15 protein-coding genes are annotated in these 18,161 nt (G+C 65.8%); 13 read left to right on the top strand and 2 right to left on the bottom strand.

Going from position 1 to position 18,161, the window contains the following annotated elements:
- Window positions 1-48: 48 nt before the first annotated feature.
- On the bottom strand, window positions 49-2,130 hold the full coding sequence (gene tkt / locus ACSQ22_RS20485; RefSeq protein WP_436131386.1) for a transketolase: 2,082 nt from the start codon (window positions 2,128-2,130) through the stop codon (window positions 49-51).
- A 124-nt stretch (window positions 2,131-2,254) separates the two neighbouring features.
- Between tkt and ACSQ22_RS20480 the strand changes: the two genes are divergently transcribed.
- The 5 genes from ACSQ22_RS20480 (at window position 2,255) to pyk (ending at window position 7,170) form a co-directional block, all read left to right on the top strand.
- Window positions 2,255-2,644 carry an S-adenosylmethionine decarboxylase family protein gene (locus tag ACSQ22_RS20480; protein ID WP_436131385.1) on the top strand — a complete coding sequence of 130 codons (390 nt, stop codon included), beginning with the start codon at window positions 2,255-2,257 and terminating at the stop codon, window positions 2,642-2,644.
- Window positions 2,641-3,426, top strand: a complete 786-nt coding sequence (locus ACSQ22_RS20475) for a nucleotidyltransferase family protein (protein WP_436131384.1) — start codon at window positions 2,641-2,643, stop codon at window positions 3,424-3,426. The genes ACSQ22_RS20480 and ACSQ22_RS20475 overlap by 4 nt, the downstream gene beginning before the upstream one ends.
- On the top strand, window positions 3,423-4,820 hold the full coding sequence (locus ACSQ22_RS20470) for an aminopeptidase P N-terminal domain-containing protein (protein WP_436131383.1): 1,398 nt from the start codon (window positions 3,423-3,425) through the stop codon (window positions 4,818-4,820). Before ACSQ22_RS20475 ends, ACSQ22_RS20470 begins: the two co-directional genes overlap by 4 nt.
- A 2-nt stretch (window positions 4,821-4,822) precedes the next feature.
- Window positions 4,823-5,620 (top strand): CPBP family intramembrane glutamic endopeptidase, encoded by a 798-nt coding sequence (locus tag ACSQ22_RS20465; protein ID WP_436131382.1) that lies wholly within the window; start codon window positions 4,823-4,825, stop codon window positions 5,618-5,620.
- Between the two features lie 113 nt (window positions 5,621-5,733).
- The gene (gene pyk / locus ACSQ22_RS20460; protein WP_055398460.1) at window positions 5,734-7,170 is read left to right on the top strand and encodes a pyruvate kinase; all 1,437 of its coding nucleotides are present in this window, start codon (window positions 5,734-5,736) and stop codon (window positions 7,168-7,170) included.
- A 19-nt stretch (window positions 7,171-7,189) separates the two neighbouring features.
- Here pyk and ACSQ22_RS20455 read toward each other — a convergent pair whose 3' ends face one another.
- A complete protein-coding gene (locus ACSQ22_RS20455; protein ID WP_228897276.1) occupies window positions 7,190-7,930 on the bottom strand; it encodes a phosphatase PAP2 family protein in 741 nt (246 codons plus the stop codon).
- A 79-nt stretch (window positions 7,931-8,009) separates the two neighbouring features.
- On the opposite strand from ACSQ22_RS20455, the gene ACSQ22_RS20450 reads away from it, so the two are divergent.
- From ACSQ22_RS20450 to ACSQ22_RS20415, 8 genes are all read left to right on the top strand, one after another.
- Window positions 8,010-8,717, top strand: a complete 708-nt coding sequence (locus ACSQ22_RS20450; RefSeq protein WP_431151125.1) for a response regulator transcription factor — start codon at window positions 8,010-8,012, stop codon at window positions 8,715-8,717.
- Window positions 8,714-10,105, top strand: a complete 1,392-nt coding sequence (locus tag ACSQ22_RS20445; protein ID WP_436131381.1) for a histidine kinase dimerization/phospho-acceptor domain-containing protein — start codon at window positions 8,714-8,716, stop codon at window positions 10,103-10,105. Before ACSQ22_RS20450 ends, ACSQ22_RS20445 begins: the two co-directional genes overlap by 4 nt.
- A gap of 79 nt (window positions 10,106-10,184) precedes the next feature.
- The gene (gene fba / locus ACSQ22_RS20440; RefSeq protein ID WP_055398457.1) at window positions 10,185-11,249 is read left to right on the top strand and encodes a class II fructose-bisphosphate aldolase; all 1,065 of its coding nucleotides are present in this window, start codon (window positions 10,185-10,187) and stop codon (window positions 11,247-11,249) included.
- Window positions 11,250-11,566: 317 nt separating this feature from the next.
- Complete coding sequence (locus tag ACSQ22_RS20435) at window positions 11,567-12,301, top strand: hypothetical protein (RefSeq protein WP_436131380.1); 735 nt, start codon at window positions 11,567-11,569, stop codon at window positions 12,299-12,301.
- 63 nt (window positions 12,302-12,364) lie between these two features.
- On the top strand, window positions 12,365-13,966 hold the full coding sequence (locus ACSQ22_RS20430; RefSeq protein ID WP_436131379.1) for a Re/Si-specific NAD(P)(+) transhydrogenase subunit alpha: 1,602 nt from the start codon (window positions 12,365-12,367) through the stop codon (window positions 13,964-13,966).
- Between the two features lie 35 nt (window positions 13,967-14,001).
- Window positions 14,002-15,414 carry a Re/Si-specific NAD(P)(+) transhydrogenase subunit beta gene (gene pntB, locus ACSQ22_RS20425; protein WP_055398453.1) on the top strand — a complete coding sequence of 471 codons (1,413 nt, stop codon included), beginning with the start codon at window positions 14,002-14,004 and terminating at the stop codon, window positions 15,412-15,414.
- Window positions 15,415-15,504: 90 nt separating this feature from the next.
- Window positions 15,505-17,184: a long-chain-fatty-acid--CoA ligase gene (locus ACSQ22_RS20420; protein ID WP_121421489.1), complete on the top strand. Its 1,680-nt coding sequence runs from the start codon at window positions 15,505-15,507 to the stop codon at window positions 17,182-17,184.
- A 130-nt stretch (window positions 17,185-17,314) separates the two neighbouring features.
- Window positions 17,315-18,082: a 5'-methylthioadenosine/adenosylhomocysteine nucleosidase gene (locus tag ACSQ22_RS20415; protein WP_436131378.1), complete on the top strand. Its 768-nt coding sequence runs from the start codon at window positions 17,315-17,317 to the stop codon at window positions 18,080-18,082.
- Window positions 18,083-18,161: the final 79 nt, after the last annotated feature.

Below are 18,161 nucleotides of genomic sequence, written 5' to 3'. Positions count from 1 at the left end.
TGCCGCCGCGCGCCCGCTGGCAGCGGGGCACAGCGGGCAGGAGAAGTTTTAGCGGGCCTTCTTGGCGGGCTTCAGACGTGCGGCGCCGATGGCGACCAGCACCGCATCGGCCACGTTTTCTGCGGTGAAACCGAAGTGCTTGAACAGCACGGGCGCAGGGGCCGATTCACCGTAGGTGTCGATGCCCACCACGGCAGCGCAGCCGTATTTCCACCAGCCGTCGGTCACGCCCATTTCCACGGCCACGCGGGGCACGCCGGCGGGCAGCACGCTGCTCTTGTACTTGGCGTCTTCACGGTCGAAGGTGGTGGTGCTGGGCATGGAGACCACGCGCACGCCGATCTTCTTGTCGGCCAGCAGGCGCTGGGCCTTCAGGGCCAGCTGCACTTCAGACCCGGTGGCAATGATCACGGCCACGGGCTTCTTCTTGATGCCCACGTCGGAGGGTTCTGACAGCACATAGGCGCCGCGCGAGATGTCGCCCAGGTCGCGCTTGGGAGCGTAGGGCAGGTTCTGGCGCGACAGGGCCAGAACGGTGGGCTTGTTGCGGTTGGACAGGGCCACACTCCAGGCCACGGCGGTTTCGGCCGTGTCACCGGGGCGCCAGACGTCGAGGTTGGGAATCAGGCGCAGGCTGGCCACGTGCTCGATGGACTGGTGCGTGGGGCCGTCTTCACCGAGACCAATGGAGTCGTGCGTGAACACGTGGATCACGCGCTGCTTCATCAGCGCGGCCATGCGGATGGCGTTGCGGCTGTAGTCGCTGAACGTGAGGAAGGTGCCGCCGTAGGGGATGAAGCCACCGTGCAACGCCACGCCGTTCATGATGGCGGCCATGCCGAATTCGCGCACACCGTAGTTGATGTGGCGGCCACCGACCTTGTCGCCATTCGCGGCTTCGGTCTTGACCACGTTGCCCTGCATGTCAAAACGCAGGTTGGGCGTGCTCTTGGTGTTGGTGAGGTTGGAGCCGGTCAGGTCGGCGCTGCCACCCAGCAGTTCGGGCAGGGCGGCGGTGAAGGCTTCCAGCGCCAGCTGGCTGGCCTTGCGGCTGGCCACGGTTTCGCCCTTGGTGTGGGCGGCCACCACGGTGTCCACGGCCACCTGGGCAAAGTTGGCGGGCAGGTCGCCGTTCATGCGGCGCGTCAGCTCGGCAGCCAGTTCGGGGAAGGCGGCGGTGTAGGCGGCAAAACGCTCGTTCCAGGCGGCCTCAAAAGCTTGGCCGTTGGCCTTGCAGTCCCAGCTGGCGTAGACGTCTTCGGGGATCACGAAGGGTTCGCTGGCCCAGCCCAGGGCTTCGCGGGTCAGCGCGATTTCTTCGGCGCCGAGCGGTTCGCCGTGGGCCTTGGCGGTGTTGGCGCGGTTGGGGCTGCCCTTGCCGATGTGCGTCTTGCACACGATCAGGGTGGGGCGCTCGGTCTGCTTCTTGGCTTCTTCGATGGCTGCGGCCACCTTGTCAGCGTCATGGCCGTCGATGGGGCCGATCACGTTCCAGCCGCTGGCCACAAAACGCAGGGGGGTGTTGTCGGCAAACCAGGGAGCGACCTGGCCATCGATGCTGATGCCGTTGTCGTCGTACAGGGCGATCAGCTTGTTCAGCTTCCAGGCGCCTGCCAGAGACACGGCTTCGTGGCTGATACCTTCCATCAGGCAGCCGTCGCCCAGGAAGGCGTAGGTGTGGTGGTCCACCACGGCATGGCCTTCGCGGTTGAACTCGGCGGCCAGCAGCTTTTCGGCCAGCGCAAAGCCCACGGCATTGGTGATGCCCTGGCCCAGGGGGCCGGTGGTGGTCTCGACGCCAGCGGTGTAGCCCACTTCGGGGTGGCCGGGCGTCTTGCTGTGCAGCTGGCGGAAGTTCTTCAGCTCGCCAATCGGCAGGTCGTAGCCCGTGAGGTGCAGCAGCGCGTACAGCAGCATCGAGCCGTGGCCGTTGGACAGCACAAACCGGTCGCGGTCAAACCACTGGGGGTTGGTAGGGTTGTGCTTGAGGTGGCGGCTCCACAGCGCCACGGCCATGTCGGCCATGCCCATGGGGGCGCCGGGGTGGCCGGAGTTGGCTTGTTGAACGGCGTCCATGGCCAATGCGCGGATCGCATTTGCCATCTGTTGGGATTGCTGGGTGTTGGCCATGGGGGGGAGGGTTCAGGGTGGGTGATTCGGGGGAAACCCGGCATTTTACCGGGGCGGCTTTCGCCCACCTGAATTCGCAGGCTGCAAGCCGGAAGCCCGGTGGCAATGCACTACAGTGCGGGCCATGCAAGGACTGCACCTCACCGCCGATCTCCATGGCTGCCGCTGTGCCCCTGCCTGGCTGCTGGACGCCGCCGCCCTGGGCCACGCCTGTACCGATGCGGTGCACGCCGCCGGGCTGCAGCCCGTGGGGCATTTGTTTCATGAATTTCCGGCCACGGCGCATGGCCCTGGCGGAGTGACTGCTACTGTTTTGCTAGCGGAATCCCACCTGTGCGTGCACACATGGCCCGAGCAGCGCGCGGTGACGCTGGATGTGTATGTGTGCAACTTTGGCGCCGACCATTCGGGCAAGGCGCGGGCGCTGATGGACGCGCTGCTGGCCCTGTTCGACCCCACCACGGTGGAACGCCATGCGCTGCAACGGGGTGCTGTGAACGAGGTGGCAGCATGAGTTCTAGTGCCGCCTCCCATCACCAGGTACCCGCGTTGCTGCTGGCCGCCGGCCGTGGCGAGCGCATGCGCCCGTTGACCGACACCACCCCCAAGCCTCTGCTGCCGGTGCAGGGCCAGCCGCTGCTGCAGTGGCACTTGGCGGCGCTGCAGGAGGCGGGTGTGGAACAGGTGGTGATCAACACCGCGTGGCTGGGGGCGCAGATCAGCGACCATTTTCTAGGTGTTTTTGGCCTCCAGCGCTTGATGGATAAGCGTAAGCAGCTATCAATTTCATACTCGCACGAAGGCGTGGACTTTGGCGGTGCGCTGGAAACCGCCGGCGGCATCGCCCGTGCATTGCCGCAGCTCGGCCCGGTGTTCTGGCTGGCCGCAGGCGATGTGTTTGCGCCCGATTTCGTGTTCGACAGCGCCGCCGTGGAGGCCTTCGAGGCCAGCGACCATCTGGCCCACCTGTGGCTGGTGCCCAACCCCACCCACAACCCGCGTGGCGACTTTGGCCTGTCGGCCGACGGCCTGGCGCGGAACCTGCTCGCCGACGACCCCGCGCCACGCTACACCTACAGCACCATCGCCCTGTTGCGCGCCGAGCTGTTTACGGCGCCGTGGTGCGACATTCCGCCCGGAAACCCCAGCGGCATCAAAGCCCCGCTGGCGCCGCTGCTTCGCCGTGCAATGGACAATGGCCGCGTCAGTGCGCAGCTCTACACCGGCCGCTGGACCGATGTGGGCACGCCCGAGCGGCTGGCCGAACTCAACTCCTTTTCTTCCAACGCGCCATGAACACCACCGTGCCTGCCTCTGTCTACGCCCAGCGCCGCGCGCACCTGGCTGCCCAGCTGGGCCCCGGGGGTATCGCCATCATTCCTACGGCGCTGGAGCGCCCGCGCAATCGGGACAGCGACTTTCTGTTCCGCCACGACAGCTACTTCTACTACCTGACCGGCTTCACCGAGCCGGGCGCCTGCCTGGTGCTGGCCCACGACGGCCGCAGCACGCTGTTTTGCCAGCCCAAGGACCTGGAGCGCGAGATCTGGGATGGCTACCGCCTCGGCCCGGCCGCCGCGCCCGCTGCGTTGGGAGTGGACGCGGCTCATTCGATGGCCGAGCTGGACGGCAAGCTGCCGCGCCTGCTCGAAAACATGGCCTGCGTCTGGTACCCGTTTGCCACGCACAGCGGCTTGGCGGCGCGGGTGGAGGGCTGGCTCAACGTGGTGCGCGGCCGTGTGCGCTATGGCGCCATCTGCCCCGCAGAACAGAACGACCTGTGCACGCTGCTCGACGAGATGCGCCTGTTCAAGGACGCGCATGAGCAGGACATCATGCGTCGCGCAAGCAGCATCAGCGCGCAGGCCCACATCCGCGCCATGCAGCGCTCGGCCCGCATGCTGCGCGCCGGGGAGGATGTGCGCGAATACCACCTCGATGCCGAGCTGCTGCACGCGTTCCGAGACGCAGGCTCGCAGTACCCGGCCTACAGCTCCATCGTGGCGGCGGGCGCGAACGCCTGCGTGCTGCACTATCGCGCCGATGCGGCCCCGGTGCGCGATGGCGAGCTGGTGCTGATCGACGCGGGCTGCGAGCTGGACAGCTACGCCAGCGACATCACCCGCACCTTCCCCGCCAACGGCACATTTACAGGCCCCCAGCGTGCGCTGTACGACCTGGTGCTGGCCAGCCAGGAAGCGGCCGTGGCTGCCACCAAGGCGGGAGCCCGCTTCAACGACCCGCACGACGCCACGGTGGCTGTGCTGGCGCAGGGCATGCTGGACCTGGGCTTGCTTGACAAGAACAAGGTGGGGTCGGCGCAGGACGTGATCGACAAGCGCGCGTACTTCCAGTTCTACATGCACCGCACCAGCCACTGGCTGGGCATGGATGTGCACGACTGCGGCAGCTACGTGGAGCCCGGCGAAGTAGGCCAGGTGAGCGAGCGCAAGGACCCGCTCTCGGGCGAGACCATCACCAACCGCCCCAGCCGTGTGCTGCGCCCGGGCATGGTTCTGACCATCGAGCCCGGCATCTATGTGCGCCCCGCCGATGGCGTGCCTGAGCAGTTCCACAACATCGGTATCCGCATTGAAGACGATGCCATCGTCACGGACACGGGCTGCGAGCTGATCACGCGTGGCGTGCCCGTGAAGGCCGACGAGATCGAAGCGCTGATGCGCGCCTGAGCGTGAGCAAACCCATGGCCGTGGACAACGCTGTGTTGGCGGAATCGGCGGGTGCCCCGGGGCAACCCGCGAAGTGGCGACTGGGCGGTGCGCTGTGGTTGTTGGGCATGCCTGGCGTGGTGGCGGTGGTGTGGGCGCTGCTGCCACCGTTGAAGGCCAACGAGGCGCTGCTGCCGTTGCCGCTCTGGGCGGTGGTGCTGCTCAGCGGGCTGCAGACGGCCGTGCTGTTGGCGCTGGCTGTGGCGGTGGGCGTGTGGCTGGCGCCCCGCGTGGGCCTGCGGGCGCCCGTGGTGTCTTCCTGGCTGGTCGGCCAGCCCATCGGCCCCGCGCTGCGTGTCCAGTCCCTGCCTGGCATCGTGGGCGGTGTGGTGGGTGCCGCGTGGTTGTGGGTGCTGTCCCAGGTGACGCCCGCAGCGCTCCAGCCGTCGGACCCTGCCAGCGCCATGCCGCTGGTGGTCAAGCTGCTGTATGGCGGCATCACCGAAGAGCTGCTGTTGCGCTGGGGCGTGATGACCTTGCTGATGTGGCTGGGCTGGCGCGTGGTGCAGGGCGGACAGGGCCAGCCGGGCAAGGGGCTGGTGGCTGGCGCGGTGCTGCTCAGTGCGCTGCTGTTTGCGCTGGGGCATCTGCCTGCCGCGCAGGCGCTGGCGGGCGCATTGACGGTGCCCGTCGTGGTGTTTGTGCTGGTGGGCAACACGGCCTTTGGCCTGGTGGCAGGCTGGCTCTACGCGCGCCACGGGCTGGAGGCGGCGATCCTGGCGCATGTGCTGGCGCATCTGTTGTCATCCCCGTTGCTCTGATGGGGCTTTTGGACCGCAGGGCGGATGCAAGGGGTAACTCGCCTGTAACCGCTTCGTGTGAGAATTGAAACTCGATTACATCCACCAGACAAACGAGAGAAAGAGACAAACCCATGCCTACCCGCCGCGCCACCAAGATTGTTGCCACTCTGGGCCCCGCCTCCAGCGACCCGGCACTGCTGGAGGCCATGATCCGAGCGGGGGTGAACGTGGTGCGGCTGAACTTCAGCCACGGCAAGGCGCAGGACCATATCGACCGCGCCGCCACCGTGCGTGCCGCTGCCCAGCGCGCGGGCCGCGAGGTGGCCATCATGGCCGACCTGCAGGGCCCCAAGATCCGCGTGGGCAAGTTTGCCGAGGGCAAGGTGCAGCTGGAGTCGGGCGCCAAGTTTGTGCTGGATGCATCGCGCACCGAACTGGGCGACATCGAAGGCGTGGGGCTCGACTACAAGGAGCTGCCACGCGACGTGAAGGCGGGCGACCTGCTGCTGCTCAATGACGGGCTGATCGTGCTCACGGTGGATGCGGTGCGCGGCGAGGAAGTGCACACCACCGTCAAGGTGGGCGGCGAGCTGTCCAACAACAAGGGCATCAACAAGAAGGGCGGGGGCCTCACGGCACCGGCCCTCACGGCCAAGGACATGGAAGACATCCGCACGGCGATGAGCTTCCAGGCCGACTATGTGGCGGTGAGCTTTCCCAAGAACGCGACCGACATGGAAATGGCGCGCCAGCTTTGCAACGTGGCCGCGTCCGAGTACCGCCACAAGCCGGGCCTGATCGCCAAGATCGAGCGGGCCGAGGCTATTCCGCACCTCGAAGCCATCCTGCGCGTGAGCGACGGGATCATGGTGGCGCGCGGCGACCTGGCGGTGGAAGTGGGCAACGCGGCCGTGCCCGCGCTGCAAAAGAAGATGATCCGCATGGCGCGCGAGCTGGACAAGGTCGTCATCACCGCCACGCAGATGATGGAAAGCATGATCACCAACCCCGTGCCTACGCGCGCCGAGGTGAGTGATGTGGCCAACGCCGTGCTGGACGGCACCGACGCCGTGATGCTGAGCGCCGAGACGGCCGCAGGCCGCTACCCGCTCGAAACCGTGGAAGAAATGGCCACCATCTGCGCAGCGGCCGAGGCGGCGGAAGACCATCACCTGGACGCGGACTTCACCGGCCAGACCTTTGGCCGCATCGACCAGTCCATTGCCATGGGCGCACTGTTCACCGCCCACCACCTGGGCGCCAAGGCCATCGTGGCCATGACCGACAGCGGTGCCACGGCGCTGTGGATGAGCCGCCACAGCATCCGCATCCCCATCTATGCGCTCACGCCCAAGGTGACCACGCAGCGCAAGATGGCCATGTACCGCAACGTGCGCCCCCTGCTCATGGACACCAGTGCTGACCGCGATACGGCCCTTGAGCAGGCCGAGCGCCACCTCAAGAACCGCAACATCGTGCAAAAGGGCGATGTCTATGCCATCACCTGCGGCGAACCCATGGGTGCGCCGGGCGGGACCAATATGCTGAAGATCTGCGTGGCGAGCTGAATAGCCAGGTTCTGAGTCGTTAGCTGGCCGCGTGTGGCGGGTCGTTGGCGAGAGACAACGCCGCCAGGCGTGGGCGCAGTGCCAACGCTCCCAGGTCGCACAGCCAGCCCACCGTCCAGCAGAGCCAGCCCGTCCACAGCGTGTGGCTCATGAAGTGCGCGCCCCGCACCTGTTGGGCTCCACCCAGCACCAAGCCTGCCAGCACCGCCGCAGCCAGCCACCAGCGCGCGGCAGCCGGTGCCTTGTGGCGCAGCGCGAAGTAGCCCCCCACGAAGGCAAAACCCGCCGAGGCATGGCCCGCCGGAAAGCACCGCCCACCGCCGCCATCGACCACGCCCAGCGCCCAGTGGGAGGCATACCGCGCCACACCGCCGAACTCCGCCAGGTCCCAGGGGCAGCTGGTGGTGCTGAGGTTCTTGCCCACGCTCACGGCCGCCAGCGCCAGCAAGGCACTGATGGCCATCTGCAGGCGCTCACCCATATCCAGACGCCGCAGCACCCCCCAGGGCCACCAAACGCCCAGCGCCAGCAGCAGCACCAGCAGCCATCCCAGGCGGCGGGCCCCTTCGTGGAGCACCTGCACGAAGAACCATTGCTCTCGCAGTGGGAACCCGTTGGCCGAGCCAAACGCGCGGGCCAGGGGGATGTCTTGCCCGCCAGCGTCCCACGCCACTATGGCGATCAGGATGCCCAGGGTCCACAGGAGCAAGGTACGGTGGTCGTGGGCGAAGCGGCGGGGCGAGGAAGGCGTGGACAGCATTTCACCGACCATAGGGCGCGCCACTTAACGCCGCCTTAATGACCCTGCGCAGGTGGCCGCGCCCGGCGACAATCGCTGCATGCGAATACTCGTTGTCGAAGACGATGCCGGCATTGCCGCAGGCCTGCGCACGAACCTGCAGCAACGTGGCTATGCGGTGGATGTGTGTGATGGCGTGGCCAGTGCCTGGGGGGCGTTGCGCGCGGAGCGCTTTGATGCCGTGCTGCTCGATCTTGGGCTGGTCGACGGTGATGGCGGCGATCTGCTGCGGCGGTTGCGCCTGAGCCCGGCGCCGGGGGGGGCGGCTTCTGCGCAGGTTTTGCCCGATCCCTCCACCCCTGTGCTCATCGTGACCGCCCGTGACCAGGTTCACCAGCGCATTGCGGGGCTGGACCAGGGGGCGGATGACTACCTGGCCAAGCCTTTTGACATGGACGAGCTGGATGCGCGCTTGCGCGCCCTGCTGCGCCGGGCCGCCGGGCGCGCCTCGCCCACCATCCGCTATGGCGATATCGAGATGGACCCTGCGGCGCGCACGGTGCACCAAGGCGGCAAGCTGGTGGAGATGTCGCCCCGGGAGTTTTCGGTGCTGCTGGTGTTGCTGGAGGCGCGGGGGCGGGTGCTCTCGCGCCAGCAGATCGAAGAGCGCCTGTACAGCTGGGATGCGGCCATCGAGAGCAATGCGGTGGAGGTCCACATTCACCACCTGCGGCGCAAGCTGGGCAGCGCATGTATCCAGACCATGCGAGGTGTGGGCTACTTCATGCCCCAGGAGGCGGCCGCATGAGCGCTGCTGCCGCAACGCCCGGGGGGAGTGCGCGCAGGCCGTCGCTGACCCGGCAGCTGCTGCTGTGGTCCCTGGGCGCGCTGGTGCTGGTGTGGGGCAGCTTTGTGTTCATGGGCTACCAGACGGGGGTGCACGAGGCGGATGAACTGACCGACGGGCACCTGGCCAGCGTGGCCGCCCTGTTGCTGAACCTGCGTGCGAACGAGGCAGCCGAGGGGCCCCAGGTCACCCAGCGGGTCGCCACACCCTGGCTCAAATCGCACGACTACCAGCAATCGCTCAGCGTCGTCCAGTGGGATGCGCAGGGGCGTCTGCTCCATCACAGCGGTACGGCGCCCGTTCCTGCTTTCATCGCCGCCGAGGGGTTCGCCAACATGGCGCTGGGGGCGAAGGGTGTGGTGTGGCGCAGTTTTTCCCAGTGGGACGCGGCACGCACGCACAAGATCATGGTGCTGCTGGAGCTGCGCGAGCGTGACGAGCTGGCCCAGGACATTGCCGAGCAGATGATCGAGCCTGGCCTGTGGTTGCTGCCCGTGGTGTCCCTGGCCCTCGGGCTTGCGCTGTGGCGCGGTCTGCGCCCGCTGTATGCCCTGTCGGCCGACGTGGCGGCGCTCGACCCCGCCAGCACCCAGCGCCTGGCGTCACGCCATGCCTGGAACGAGTTCGAGTCCGTGGTCGCATCGATCAACACCCTGCTGGACCGCCAGCAGGCGGCGATGGTGCGCGAGCGCCGGCTGGCCAATGAAGTCGCGCACGAATTACGCACGCCCCTGTCCTCCATTGCGCTGCAGGCTAGTGCTTTGGGCGGCGAACTGGATGCGGCCGCCCGGGCGCAGGCCATCGCCCGCATTGGCCAGGATGCCCTGCGTGCAGGGCATGTGCTCAACCAGCTGCTGGCCCTGGCGCGCGCGAGCCGGGCCGAACTGCATGAGGCCAAGGCGCCGGTGGATCTGTGCGCGGTGGCGCGCCAGGTGTGTGCCGACTATGCCCAGGCGGCCTGGCAGCGGGGCAACGACATCGCACTGTCGGCGCCACCGGCGCTGTGGGTGTCTGGGCATGCGCTGCTGCTGGACATCGCGGCGCGCAATCTGGTGGAGAACGCGCTCAAACACACACCAGACGGCACGCACATCGCCGTGCAGGTAGGTGCTTCTGACGGGGCGGGTGCGTGGCTGCAGGTGTGCGACGACGGCGCGCGGCGCCAGGGCGATGCGTCTGTCGCTCCGGGGCCGAGAAACCCCTCGGACAGCCTGCATCTGGGCCACGAGATCCTGCGGCGGGTCGCAGACATCCATGGTGGCTGTTTCGGGCCAGCGCCTGCCGCCCCGCCCTTTACCACCTGTTTTCGGTTGGATTTGCCCCCTTCGGCGGTCACGCCCCCCGGTTAAAATTGCGAGTTACCAAGCGGTTACCACCGCCAAGCCCGGCTTACAGCGCCTTCCCCAACCCTCAACGGACCCTACGACCATGCCCCTCGTTTCGATGCGCGAACTGCTCGACCATGCCGCTGCCAACAGCTATGGCATCCCTGCCTTCAACGTCAACAACCTGGAGCAGGTCCAGGCCGTCATGGCCGCCGCCGACGAAGTGGGCGCCCCGGTCATCCTGCAGGCCAGCGCCGGTGCCCGCAAATATGCGGGTGAGCCCTTCATCAAGCACCTCATCCAGGCAGCGGTCGAGGCCTTCCCGCACATTCCGCTCGTCATGCACCAGGACCACGGCACTTCGCCCAAGGTCTGCCAGGGCGCCATCGACCTGGGCTTTGGCTCGGTGATGATGGACGGCTCGCTGATGGAAGACGGCAAGACGCCTTCCTCCTTCGAGTACAACGTGGAAGTGACCCGCAAGGTGGTGGACATGGCACACAAGGTGGGCGTCACGGTCGAAGGCGAACTGGGCTGCCTGGGCAACCTGGAAACCGGCGAAGCCGGTGAAGAAGACGGAATTGGCGCTGAAGGCAAGCTCGACCACAGCCAGATGCTGACCGACCCTGAAGAAGCCGCCGTGTTCGTCAAGGCCACGCAACTGGACGCCCTGGCCATTGCCATCGGCACCAGCCACGGCGCCTACAAGTTCAGCCGCAAGCCCACGGGCGACATCCTGGCCATCAGCCGCGTCAAGGAAATCCACCAGCGCATCCCCAACACCCACCTGGTAATGCACGGTTCCTCGTCGGTGCCCGCCGAGTTGCTGGCCATCATCAACCAGTACGGCGGCAAGATGAAGGAAACGTACGGCGTGCCGGTCGAGGAAATCCAGGAAGCCATCAAGCACGGCGTGCGCAAGATCAACATCGACACCGACATCCGCCTGGCCATGACCGGCGCGGTGCGCAAGTTCCTGGCTGAGAACCCCGACAAGTTCGACGCCCGCGAATGGCTCAAGCCTGCCCGCGAAGCTGCCAAGCAGGTCTGCAAGCAGCGTTACCTGGAGTTCGGCTGCGAAGGCCAGGGCAGCAAGATCAAGGGCCTGAGCCTCCAGGTTGTGGCCGCCCAGTACGCTGCGGGTACGCTGGCCCAAGTGGTGAACTGATCGTTGGCATGAGGCCCTGCGGGGCCGCTGCCCAGCCTGGCTGCGTTGTGCTGCCAGGCTTTTTTTTGCCTGTCTGCATGCAGAGACTGGGGAGTTCCCTCTACAGCAGACAAAGGTGACAGTGACAAGATCTTCTTCATGTAAGCTCGCGGTCAGCTTGCCCACCGGCAGCGCCGCAAGAAGTGTCCGATACCAGGGCGCTTTCAACACATTTCTCACCAGCTACACCGAGCTGGTTGTTGCATGGCAGAAGCCGTCGATGGACGGACTCGGGTGCCGTGGGATGATTGAAGGCGAATTCGTATGAACCTTTCTCTATGACTCTGACAATTTCAAAGTTCCGGCGGCTGTTGCCTCTCTTGCCTGTGTTGGCTGTGACGGTGTTCACGGTGGCGTGCGCGCCCCTGACCGTTCCTCCCAAGTCCGAATATCCCGTGGGTCGCGCCCGTCTGGTGTTGCCGCCGGGGGCGTGGCAGGACCTGGGAACCTCCGAAGAAGCCACATCCAGCCCCGCAGGCCGTACCCCGCTCCAGACGCGTGCGGTGGCGCTGCGGGGTGCACAAGGCGAATGGCTGGCTGCGGTGCGCGTGCAGACCAACCGCACCGGCGATCTGCGCGGGTCTCCGCAGGGGGTGGGGTACTGCCCGCCGCAACAGGACGTCGTGGTCAAAGATCCCGCGGATGGCAGCCCCGTGCGCGCCGACTGCCTGCGCTTCAAGCTTTGGGCGAGCAGCCCCAAGTGGCTTGAAAAGAACCGACCCGATCTGGGCCAATGGATGGCCAGCCGCCAGATCGCGCTAAGCACCCCCTTTGCGCATGTGAGCTACCGCTACGTCACCGAAGCGGGTGTCTGGGTGGCGGTGGATGCCCTGGTGGACCAGCGGCTGATCAGCGTCCGGCCGCGCAACAACGAAGAGTTCCTGCTCGCAGGTCTGCCCTTCCAGCAGTGGGCCTATGACCTGGCCCAGGCTGTGCGCCTGAGCGCCGGCATGGTGGACGGCCACCTGGCCATTCCGCCTTTCCCGTTCCCCACGCCCACATCCAGGCCCTAGCTCGCCAGTTCTCCCCTGCCTGGCGGCCTTGCATAACGATTACGAAACTCGAGGAGACCTCTAATGCAGACAACCCCCGTCCCGCAGCCGCAGCGTATCGGCGTGCCCAGGGAGACCTTCCCCGGTGAAAAGCGCGTGGCCACCGTGCCCGATGTGGTGGAAAAGCTGATCAAGCTGGGCTTCGCGGTCACGGTGGAGTCGGGGGCTGGGGATGGCGCCAATTTCAGCGATGACGCCTACCGCGCCGCCGGCGCCCAGATCGTGGACGACGCTGCCGCGCTGTGGGCTGCATCCGACATCGTCTTCAAGGTGCGCCCGCCCAGCAGCGACGAAGTGGCGCTGATGCGCGAGGGTACGACGCTCATCGATTTCATCTGGCCCGCCCAGAACCCGGAACTGATGCAGCAGTTGGCCGCGAAGAAGGCCACGGTGCTCGCCATCGACTGCCTGCCACGTACGCTCTCTCGCGCGCAGAAGATGGACGCGCTCACCTCCACCGCTGGCGTCAGCGGCTACCGCGCCGTCATCGAGGCGGCCAACGCCTTTGGCCGCTTCTTCAACGGCCAGATCACGGCGGCGGGCAAGGTGCCGCCGGCCAAGGTGTTCATCGCAGGCGCTGGCGTGGCGGGGCTCGCGGCCATTGGCACAGCAGCCAACCTGGGCGCCATCGTGCGCGCCAACGACACACGTGCCGAGGTGGCCGACCAGGTCAAGTCGCTGGGCGGTGAGTTCGTCAAGGTGGACTATGAGGAAGAAGGCTCGGGTGGCGGCGGTTACGCCAAGGTCATGAGTGAGGGCTTCCAGGCCGCGCAGCGCAAGATGTACGCGGAGCAGGCGAAAGACGCCGACATCATCATCACCACCGCGCTGATCCCCGGCAAGCCCGCGCCCAAGCTCATCACGGCCGAGATGGTGCAGAGCATGAAGCCCGGCAGCGTGATCGTGGACATGGCCGCCGAGCAAGGCGGCAACTGTGAGCTGACGGTGCCCGGCCAGGCCGTGGTGCGCCATGGTGTGACCATCGTCGGCTACACCGACCTGGCTTCGCGCCTGGCCAAGCAGTCGTCCACCCTGTATTCCACCAACCTGCTGCGCCTGACAGAAGAGCTGTGCAAGGCCAAGGACGGCGTGGCCGTGGTCAATATGGAGGATGACGCGATCCGGGGCCTTACCGTGGTCAAGGATGGTGCCATCACCTGGCCTGCGCCACCGCTCAAGCAGGCCCCTGCACCGGCACCCAAGGCTGCGGCGGCACCCGTGGCCGCCAAGAAATCCAGCCATGGCCCCGGTGCCCCCATGTCCGCCAAGACGCTGACCATTGTTTTTGCCGTGCTGGCCGTGTTGTTCTGGGCCATTGGTGCCTATGCGCCTGTGGCCTTCCTGGGGCACTTCACGGTGTTCGTGCTGGCCTGTTTCATCGGCTACATGGTGGTGTGGAACGTCACGCCCGCGCTGCACACGCCGCTGATGAGCGTGACCAACGCCATCTCCAGCATCATCGCCATCGGCGCGCTGGTGCAGATTGCGCCGCCCGATGCGGGCATCAATGGGCGCCCTGATGGGCTCATCCTGTGGCTTGCCTTTGCCGCCCTGGTGCTCACGGCCGTCAACATGTTCGGTGGCTTTGCGGTCACGCGCCGCATGCTCGCCATGTTCCGCAAGTAATCCGATAACGACAAGAACAACGAGGAGCACAGAACATGTCCCAAAGTCTCGCTACCGTGGCCTACTTGGGCGCGGCCATTTTGTTCATCCTGAGCCTGGGTGGGCTCTCCAACCCCGAAACCTCGCGCCGGGGCAACCTGTTCGGCATGGTCGGCATGGCGCTGGCCGTGCTGGCCACGGTGTTCGGCCCGCGCGTCAGCCCCGCAGGGGTGGCCTGGATCGTCGGTGCGCTGGTCATTGGCGGCGGCATCGGCCTGTATGCGGCCAAGGTCGTCAAGATGACGCAGATGCCGGAGCTGGTCGCGCTCATGCACAGTCTGGTGGGTCTTGCGGCCTGCCTGGTGGGGTTTGCCAGCTATGTGGATACCTCGATCCAGCTGCAAGGCGCGGAGAAGATCATCCACGAGGTGGAGATCTATGTCGGCATCCTGATCGGCGCCATCACGTTCAGCGGATCACTGATCGCCTTTGGCAAGCTCAACGGCAAGATCGGTGGCAAGCCGCTGTTGCTGCCCGGCCGCCACTGGATGAACCTGGCTGCGCTGCTGATCGTGATCTGGTTTGGCCGCGAGTTTTTGCGCGCCGAGACCATTGAACAAGGCATGGTGCCGCTGATGGTGATGACGGCGATCGCGCTGCTGTTCGGCATTCACATGGTGATGGCCATTGGTGGCGCCGACATGCCGGTGGTGGTGTCCATGCTCAACAGCTACTCGGGTTGGGCGGCGGCGGCCACGGGCTTCATGCTGTCCAACGACCTGCTTATCGTCACGGGCGCGCTCGTGGGCTCCTCGGGCGCCATCCTGTCCTACATCATGTGCAACGCGATGAACCGCAACTTCATCAGCGTGATCGCGGGCGGCTTTGGCTCGGGCGCTGGAACTCCCGCCAAAAAAGGCGAGGCCACCGAGCCACAGGGCGAGGCCGTACCCGTCAGCTCCGCCGAGACGGCCGAGCTGCTGCGCGACGCCAAGAGTGTGATCATCGTGCCCGGTTACGGCATGGCTGTGGCCCAGGCCCAGCACACGGTGTACGAGATCACCAAGACCCTGCGCGAGAAGGGCGTGGAGGTGCGCTTTGCCATCCACCCCGTGGCAGGCCGCATGCCCGGCCACATGAACGTGCTGCTGGCCGAGGCCAAGGTGCCCTACGACATCGTGATGGAGATGGACGAGATCAACGAGGACTTCCCGAATGCCGACGTGGCCATGGTCATCGGCGCCAACGACATCGTGAACCCGAGCGCGCTGGACGATCCGTCCAGCCCCATCGCCGGCATGCCGGTGCTCGAAGTGTGGAAGGCCAAGACCTCGATCGTGATGAAGCGCTCCATGGCGTCGGGCTATGCGGGGGTGGACAACCCTCTGTTCTACAAGGACAACAATCGCATGCTGTTTGGCGACGCCAAGAAAATGCTCGACGAAGTTCTTTCCGCGCTCAAGGGGTGACGGGCATAATTCCACCGCAAAAAAGCACGACCGTGCTGTTAGGCGCAGCACGGATTTCACGACCTCAATAAAACTTATCAGGAGACAACAATGACCCATCGCCCCTGGCTGACTGCCTATCCGCAAGGCGTCCCCGCAGACATCGACACCACGCAATACCCGTCGCTCGTGGCCCTCATGGACGAGGCGTTCACCAAGTACGCTGGCCGCGTGGCCTACAGCTTCATGGGCAAGGAAGTGACCTATGCCCAGACCGACTCCCTGAGCAGTGCGTTTGCGGCCTACCTGCAGGGCCTGGGCCTGGTCAAGGGCGACCGTGTGGCCATCATGATGCCCAACGTGCCGCAGTATCCCGTCACGGTGGCCGCCATCCTGCGCGCAGGTTTTGTGGTGGTCAATGTGAACCCGCTGTACACGCCGCGCGAACTGGAGCATCAGCTCAAGGACTCGGGTGCCAAGGCCATCGTCATCATCGAAAACTTCGCCACCACGCTGCAAAGCTGCATTGCGAACACGCCCGTCAAGCACGTGGTGCTGTGCGCCATGGGCGACCAGTTGGGCCTGCTCAAGGGCGCGCTCGTCAACTATGTGGTGCGCAACGTCAAGAAGATGGTGCCCGCCTACAACCTGCCGGGTGCCGTGCGCTTCAATGACGCGGTGGCCCAGGGCACGCGCGGCACGCTCAAGAAGCCCGATATCAAGCCTGACGACATCGCGCTGCTGCAATACACCGGCGGCACCACGGGTGTGAGCAAGGGCGCCGTGCTGCTGCACCGCAACGTGATCGCCAACGTGCTGCAGTCCGAGGCGTGGAACGACCCCGTGATGAAGAAGGTGCCCGCAGGCGAACAGCAGACCAGCATCTGCGCGCTGCCGCTGTACCACATCTTCGCGTTCACCGTGAACATGATGCTGAGCATGCGCACAGGCGGCAAGACCATCCTGATCCCCAACCCGCGCGACCTGCCTGCCGTGCTCAAGGAACTGTCCAAGCACACCTTCCACAGCTTCCCGGCCGTGAACACGCTGTTCAACGGCCTGGCCAACCACCCCGACTTCAATACCGTCAACTGGAAGAACCTCAAGGTCTCGGTGGGCGGGGGCATGGCCGTGCAGGGCGCTGTGGCCAAACTGTGGCTGGAGAAGACCGGCTGCCCCATCTGCGAAGGCTACGGCCTGTCGGAGACCAGCCCCTCGGTCAGCTGCAACCCTGTGACCGCCAAGGAGTTCACGGGCACCATTGGCGTGCCGCTCCCCGGCACCCTGATGAAGCTGATCGACGACGATGGTAAGGAAGTCACCACCCTCGGCCAGCCCGGCGAGATCGCGATCAAGGGCCCGCAGGTGATGGCCGGGTACTGGCAGCGCCCCGATGAAACCGCCAAGGTCATGACCGACGACGGCTTCTTCAAGTCCGGCGACATCGGTGTCATGGACGAGCGCGGCTTCTTCAAGATCGTGGACCGCAAGAAGGACATGGTGCTGGTTAGCGGCTTCAACGTCTACCCCAACGAGGTGGAAGAAGTCGTGGCCAACTGCCCCGGCGTGCTCGAATGCGCCGTGGTGGGCGTGCCCGACGAGAAGACTGGCGAAGCCGTCAAGCTCGTGATCGTCAAGAAAGACCCCGCGCTTACCGAAGCGCAGGTCAAGGAGTTCTGCCGCGCTGAACTCACGGGCTACAAGCAGCCCAAGGTCATCGAGTTCCGCACCGAGCTGCCCAAGACCCCCGTGGGCAAGATCCTGCGCCGCGAGCTGCGCGACAAGAAATGACCATCCCCCTGAGCCGCTTCGCGGCTTCCCCCTTCTCTCGGCTCGCGCCGGAAAGGGGGACGACGCCAGCGGCCTGGCGAAGCCAGTTCCACGGCGTCCGCTGGTATGGGACGTGTCGGTTTCGTAGGCCATGACCACCGCCATCCTCAGCGCCTTGCCCGAAGAGCAAAGCTCGCTGGTTGATCACCTCTTGCACCCTCAGCGGGTGATGCACGCAGGCCGGGCTTTCTGGCTGGGTGATCTGCAGGGCCGTCCGGTGGTGTTGGCGCTGTCGGGTATCGGCAAGGTGGCGGCGGCCACCACGGCCACGGCGCTCATCGAGCGTTTCGGTGTGGCGCGTATCGTCTTCACCGGGGTTGCGGGCGGTGTGGGCGATGGCGTGAATGTGGGCGACGTGGTGGTAGCGCAGGACTACCTCCAGCACGACATGGACGCCTCGCCCCTGTTCCCCCGCTGGGAAGTGCCGGGCTACGCACGCAGCCGCCTGGTCTGTGATGCAGCATTGTCTGCTATGCTTTTGGAAGCTGCTAACGATTGTGTATCAAGCGCTAGAGACCAATTTGGCTTGAAGTATGCGCCACAGAGCACATCGGAAGATGCCCTGCACCGCGCGCACCACGGCCTGGTTGCCAGCGGGGACCGCTTTTTTTCTGCCGCCGATGAAGCCCACCGTCTGCGCACCACGTTGCACGACGCTGGCCACAATGTGCTGGCCGTAGAAATGGAAGGCGCCGCCGTGGCCCAGGTGTGTCACGACTACGGCATCCCCTTCGCCGCGGTGCGCACCATCTCCGACCGCGCCGACGACACCGCGCACGTGGACTTCCCCCTCTTCGTGCAGACCGTGGCCAGCCGCTATGCCGAGCACATGGTGCTTGCCCTCATGAAGAAACTATGAAATTAATAGCTACTAGCGCTTGATGGATAAGCGCTAGAGGTCAATTTGACTCATATTTTGCGTTGAGATAACCGACGAA

The organism is Acidovorax sp. LjRoot38 (genome assembly GCF_964252975.1).
In the GTDB taxonomy this organism is placed as follows: domain Bacteria; phylum Pseudomonadota; class Gammaproteobacteria; order Burkholderiales; family Burkholderiaceae_C; genus Acidovorax; species Acidovorax facilis.
This window is presented reverse-complemented; position numbering and strand designations above follow the sequence as displayed.

What these genes read in the sequence shown, in the direction of transcription:
- ACSQ22_RS20420 (WP_121421489.1), top strand. Translation starts at nt 15,505, where the DNA reads ATGACCCATCGCCCCTGGCTGACTGCCTATCCGCAAGGCGTCCCCGCA.
- ACSQ22_RS20480 (WP_436131385.1), top strand. Translation starts at nt 2,255, where the DNA reads ATGCAAGGACTGCACCTCACCGCCGATCTCCATGGCTGCCGCTGTGCC.
- ACSQ22_RS20455 (WP_228897276.1), bottom strand. Translation starts at nt 7,930, where the DNA reads ATGCTGTCCACGCCTTCCTCGCCCCGCCGCTTCGCCCACGACCACCGT.
- pntB (WP_055398453.1), top strand. Translation starts at nt 14,002, where the DNA reads ATGTCCCAAAGTCTCGCTACCGTGGCCTACTTGGGCGCGGCCATTTTG.
- ACSQ22_RS20435 (WP_436131380.1), top strand. Translation starts at nt 11,567, where the DNA reads ATGACTCTGACAATTTCAAAGTTCCGGCGGCTGTTGCCTCTCTTGCCT.
- pyk (WP_055398460.1), top strand. Translation starts at nt 5,734, where the DNA reads ATGCCTACCCGCCGCGCCACCAAGATTGTTGCCACTCTGGGCCCCGCC.
- fba (WP_055398457.1), top strand. Translation starts at nt 10,185, where the DNA reads ATGCCCCTCGTTTCGATGCGCGAACTGCTCGACCATGCCGCTGCCAAC.
- ACSQ22_RS20415 (WP_436131378.1), top strand. Translation starts at nt 17,315, where the DNA reads ATGACCACCGCCATCCTCAGCGCCTTGCCCGAAGAGCAAAGCTCGCTG.
- ACSQ22_RS20475 (WP_436131384.1), top strand. Translation starts at nt 2,641, where the DNA reads ATGAGTTCTAGTGCCGCCTCCCATCACCAGGTACCCGCGTTGCTGCTG.
- ACSQ22_RS20470 (WP_436131383.1), top strand. Translation starts at nt 3,423, where the DNA reads ATGAACACCACCGTGCCTGCCTCTGTCTACGCCCAGCGCCGCGCGCAC.
- tkt (WP_436131386.1), bottom strand. Translation starts at nt 2,130, where the DNA reads ATGGCCAACACCCAGCAATCCCAACAGATGGCAAATGCGATCCGCGCA.
- ACSQ22_RS20430 (WP_436131379.1), top strand. Translation starts at nt 12,365, where the DNA reads ATGCAGACAACCCCCGTCCCGCAGCCGCAGCGTATCGGCGTGCCCAGG.
- ACSQ22_RS20445 (WP_436131381.1), top strand. Translation starts at nt 8,714, where the DNA reads ATGAGCGCTGCTGCCGCAACGCCCGGGGGGAGTGCGCGCAGGCCGTCG.
- ACSQ22_RS20450 (WP_431151125.1), top strand. Translation starts at nt 8,010, where the DNA reads ATGCGAATACTCGTTGTCGAAGACGATGCCGGCATTGCCGCAGGCCTG.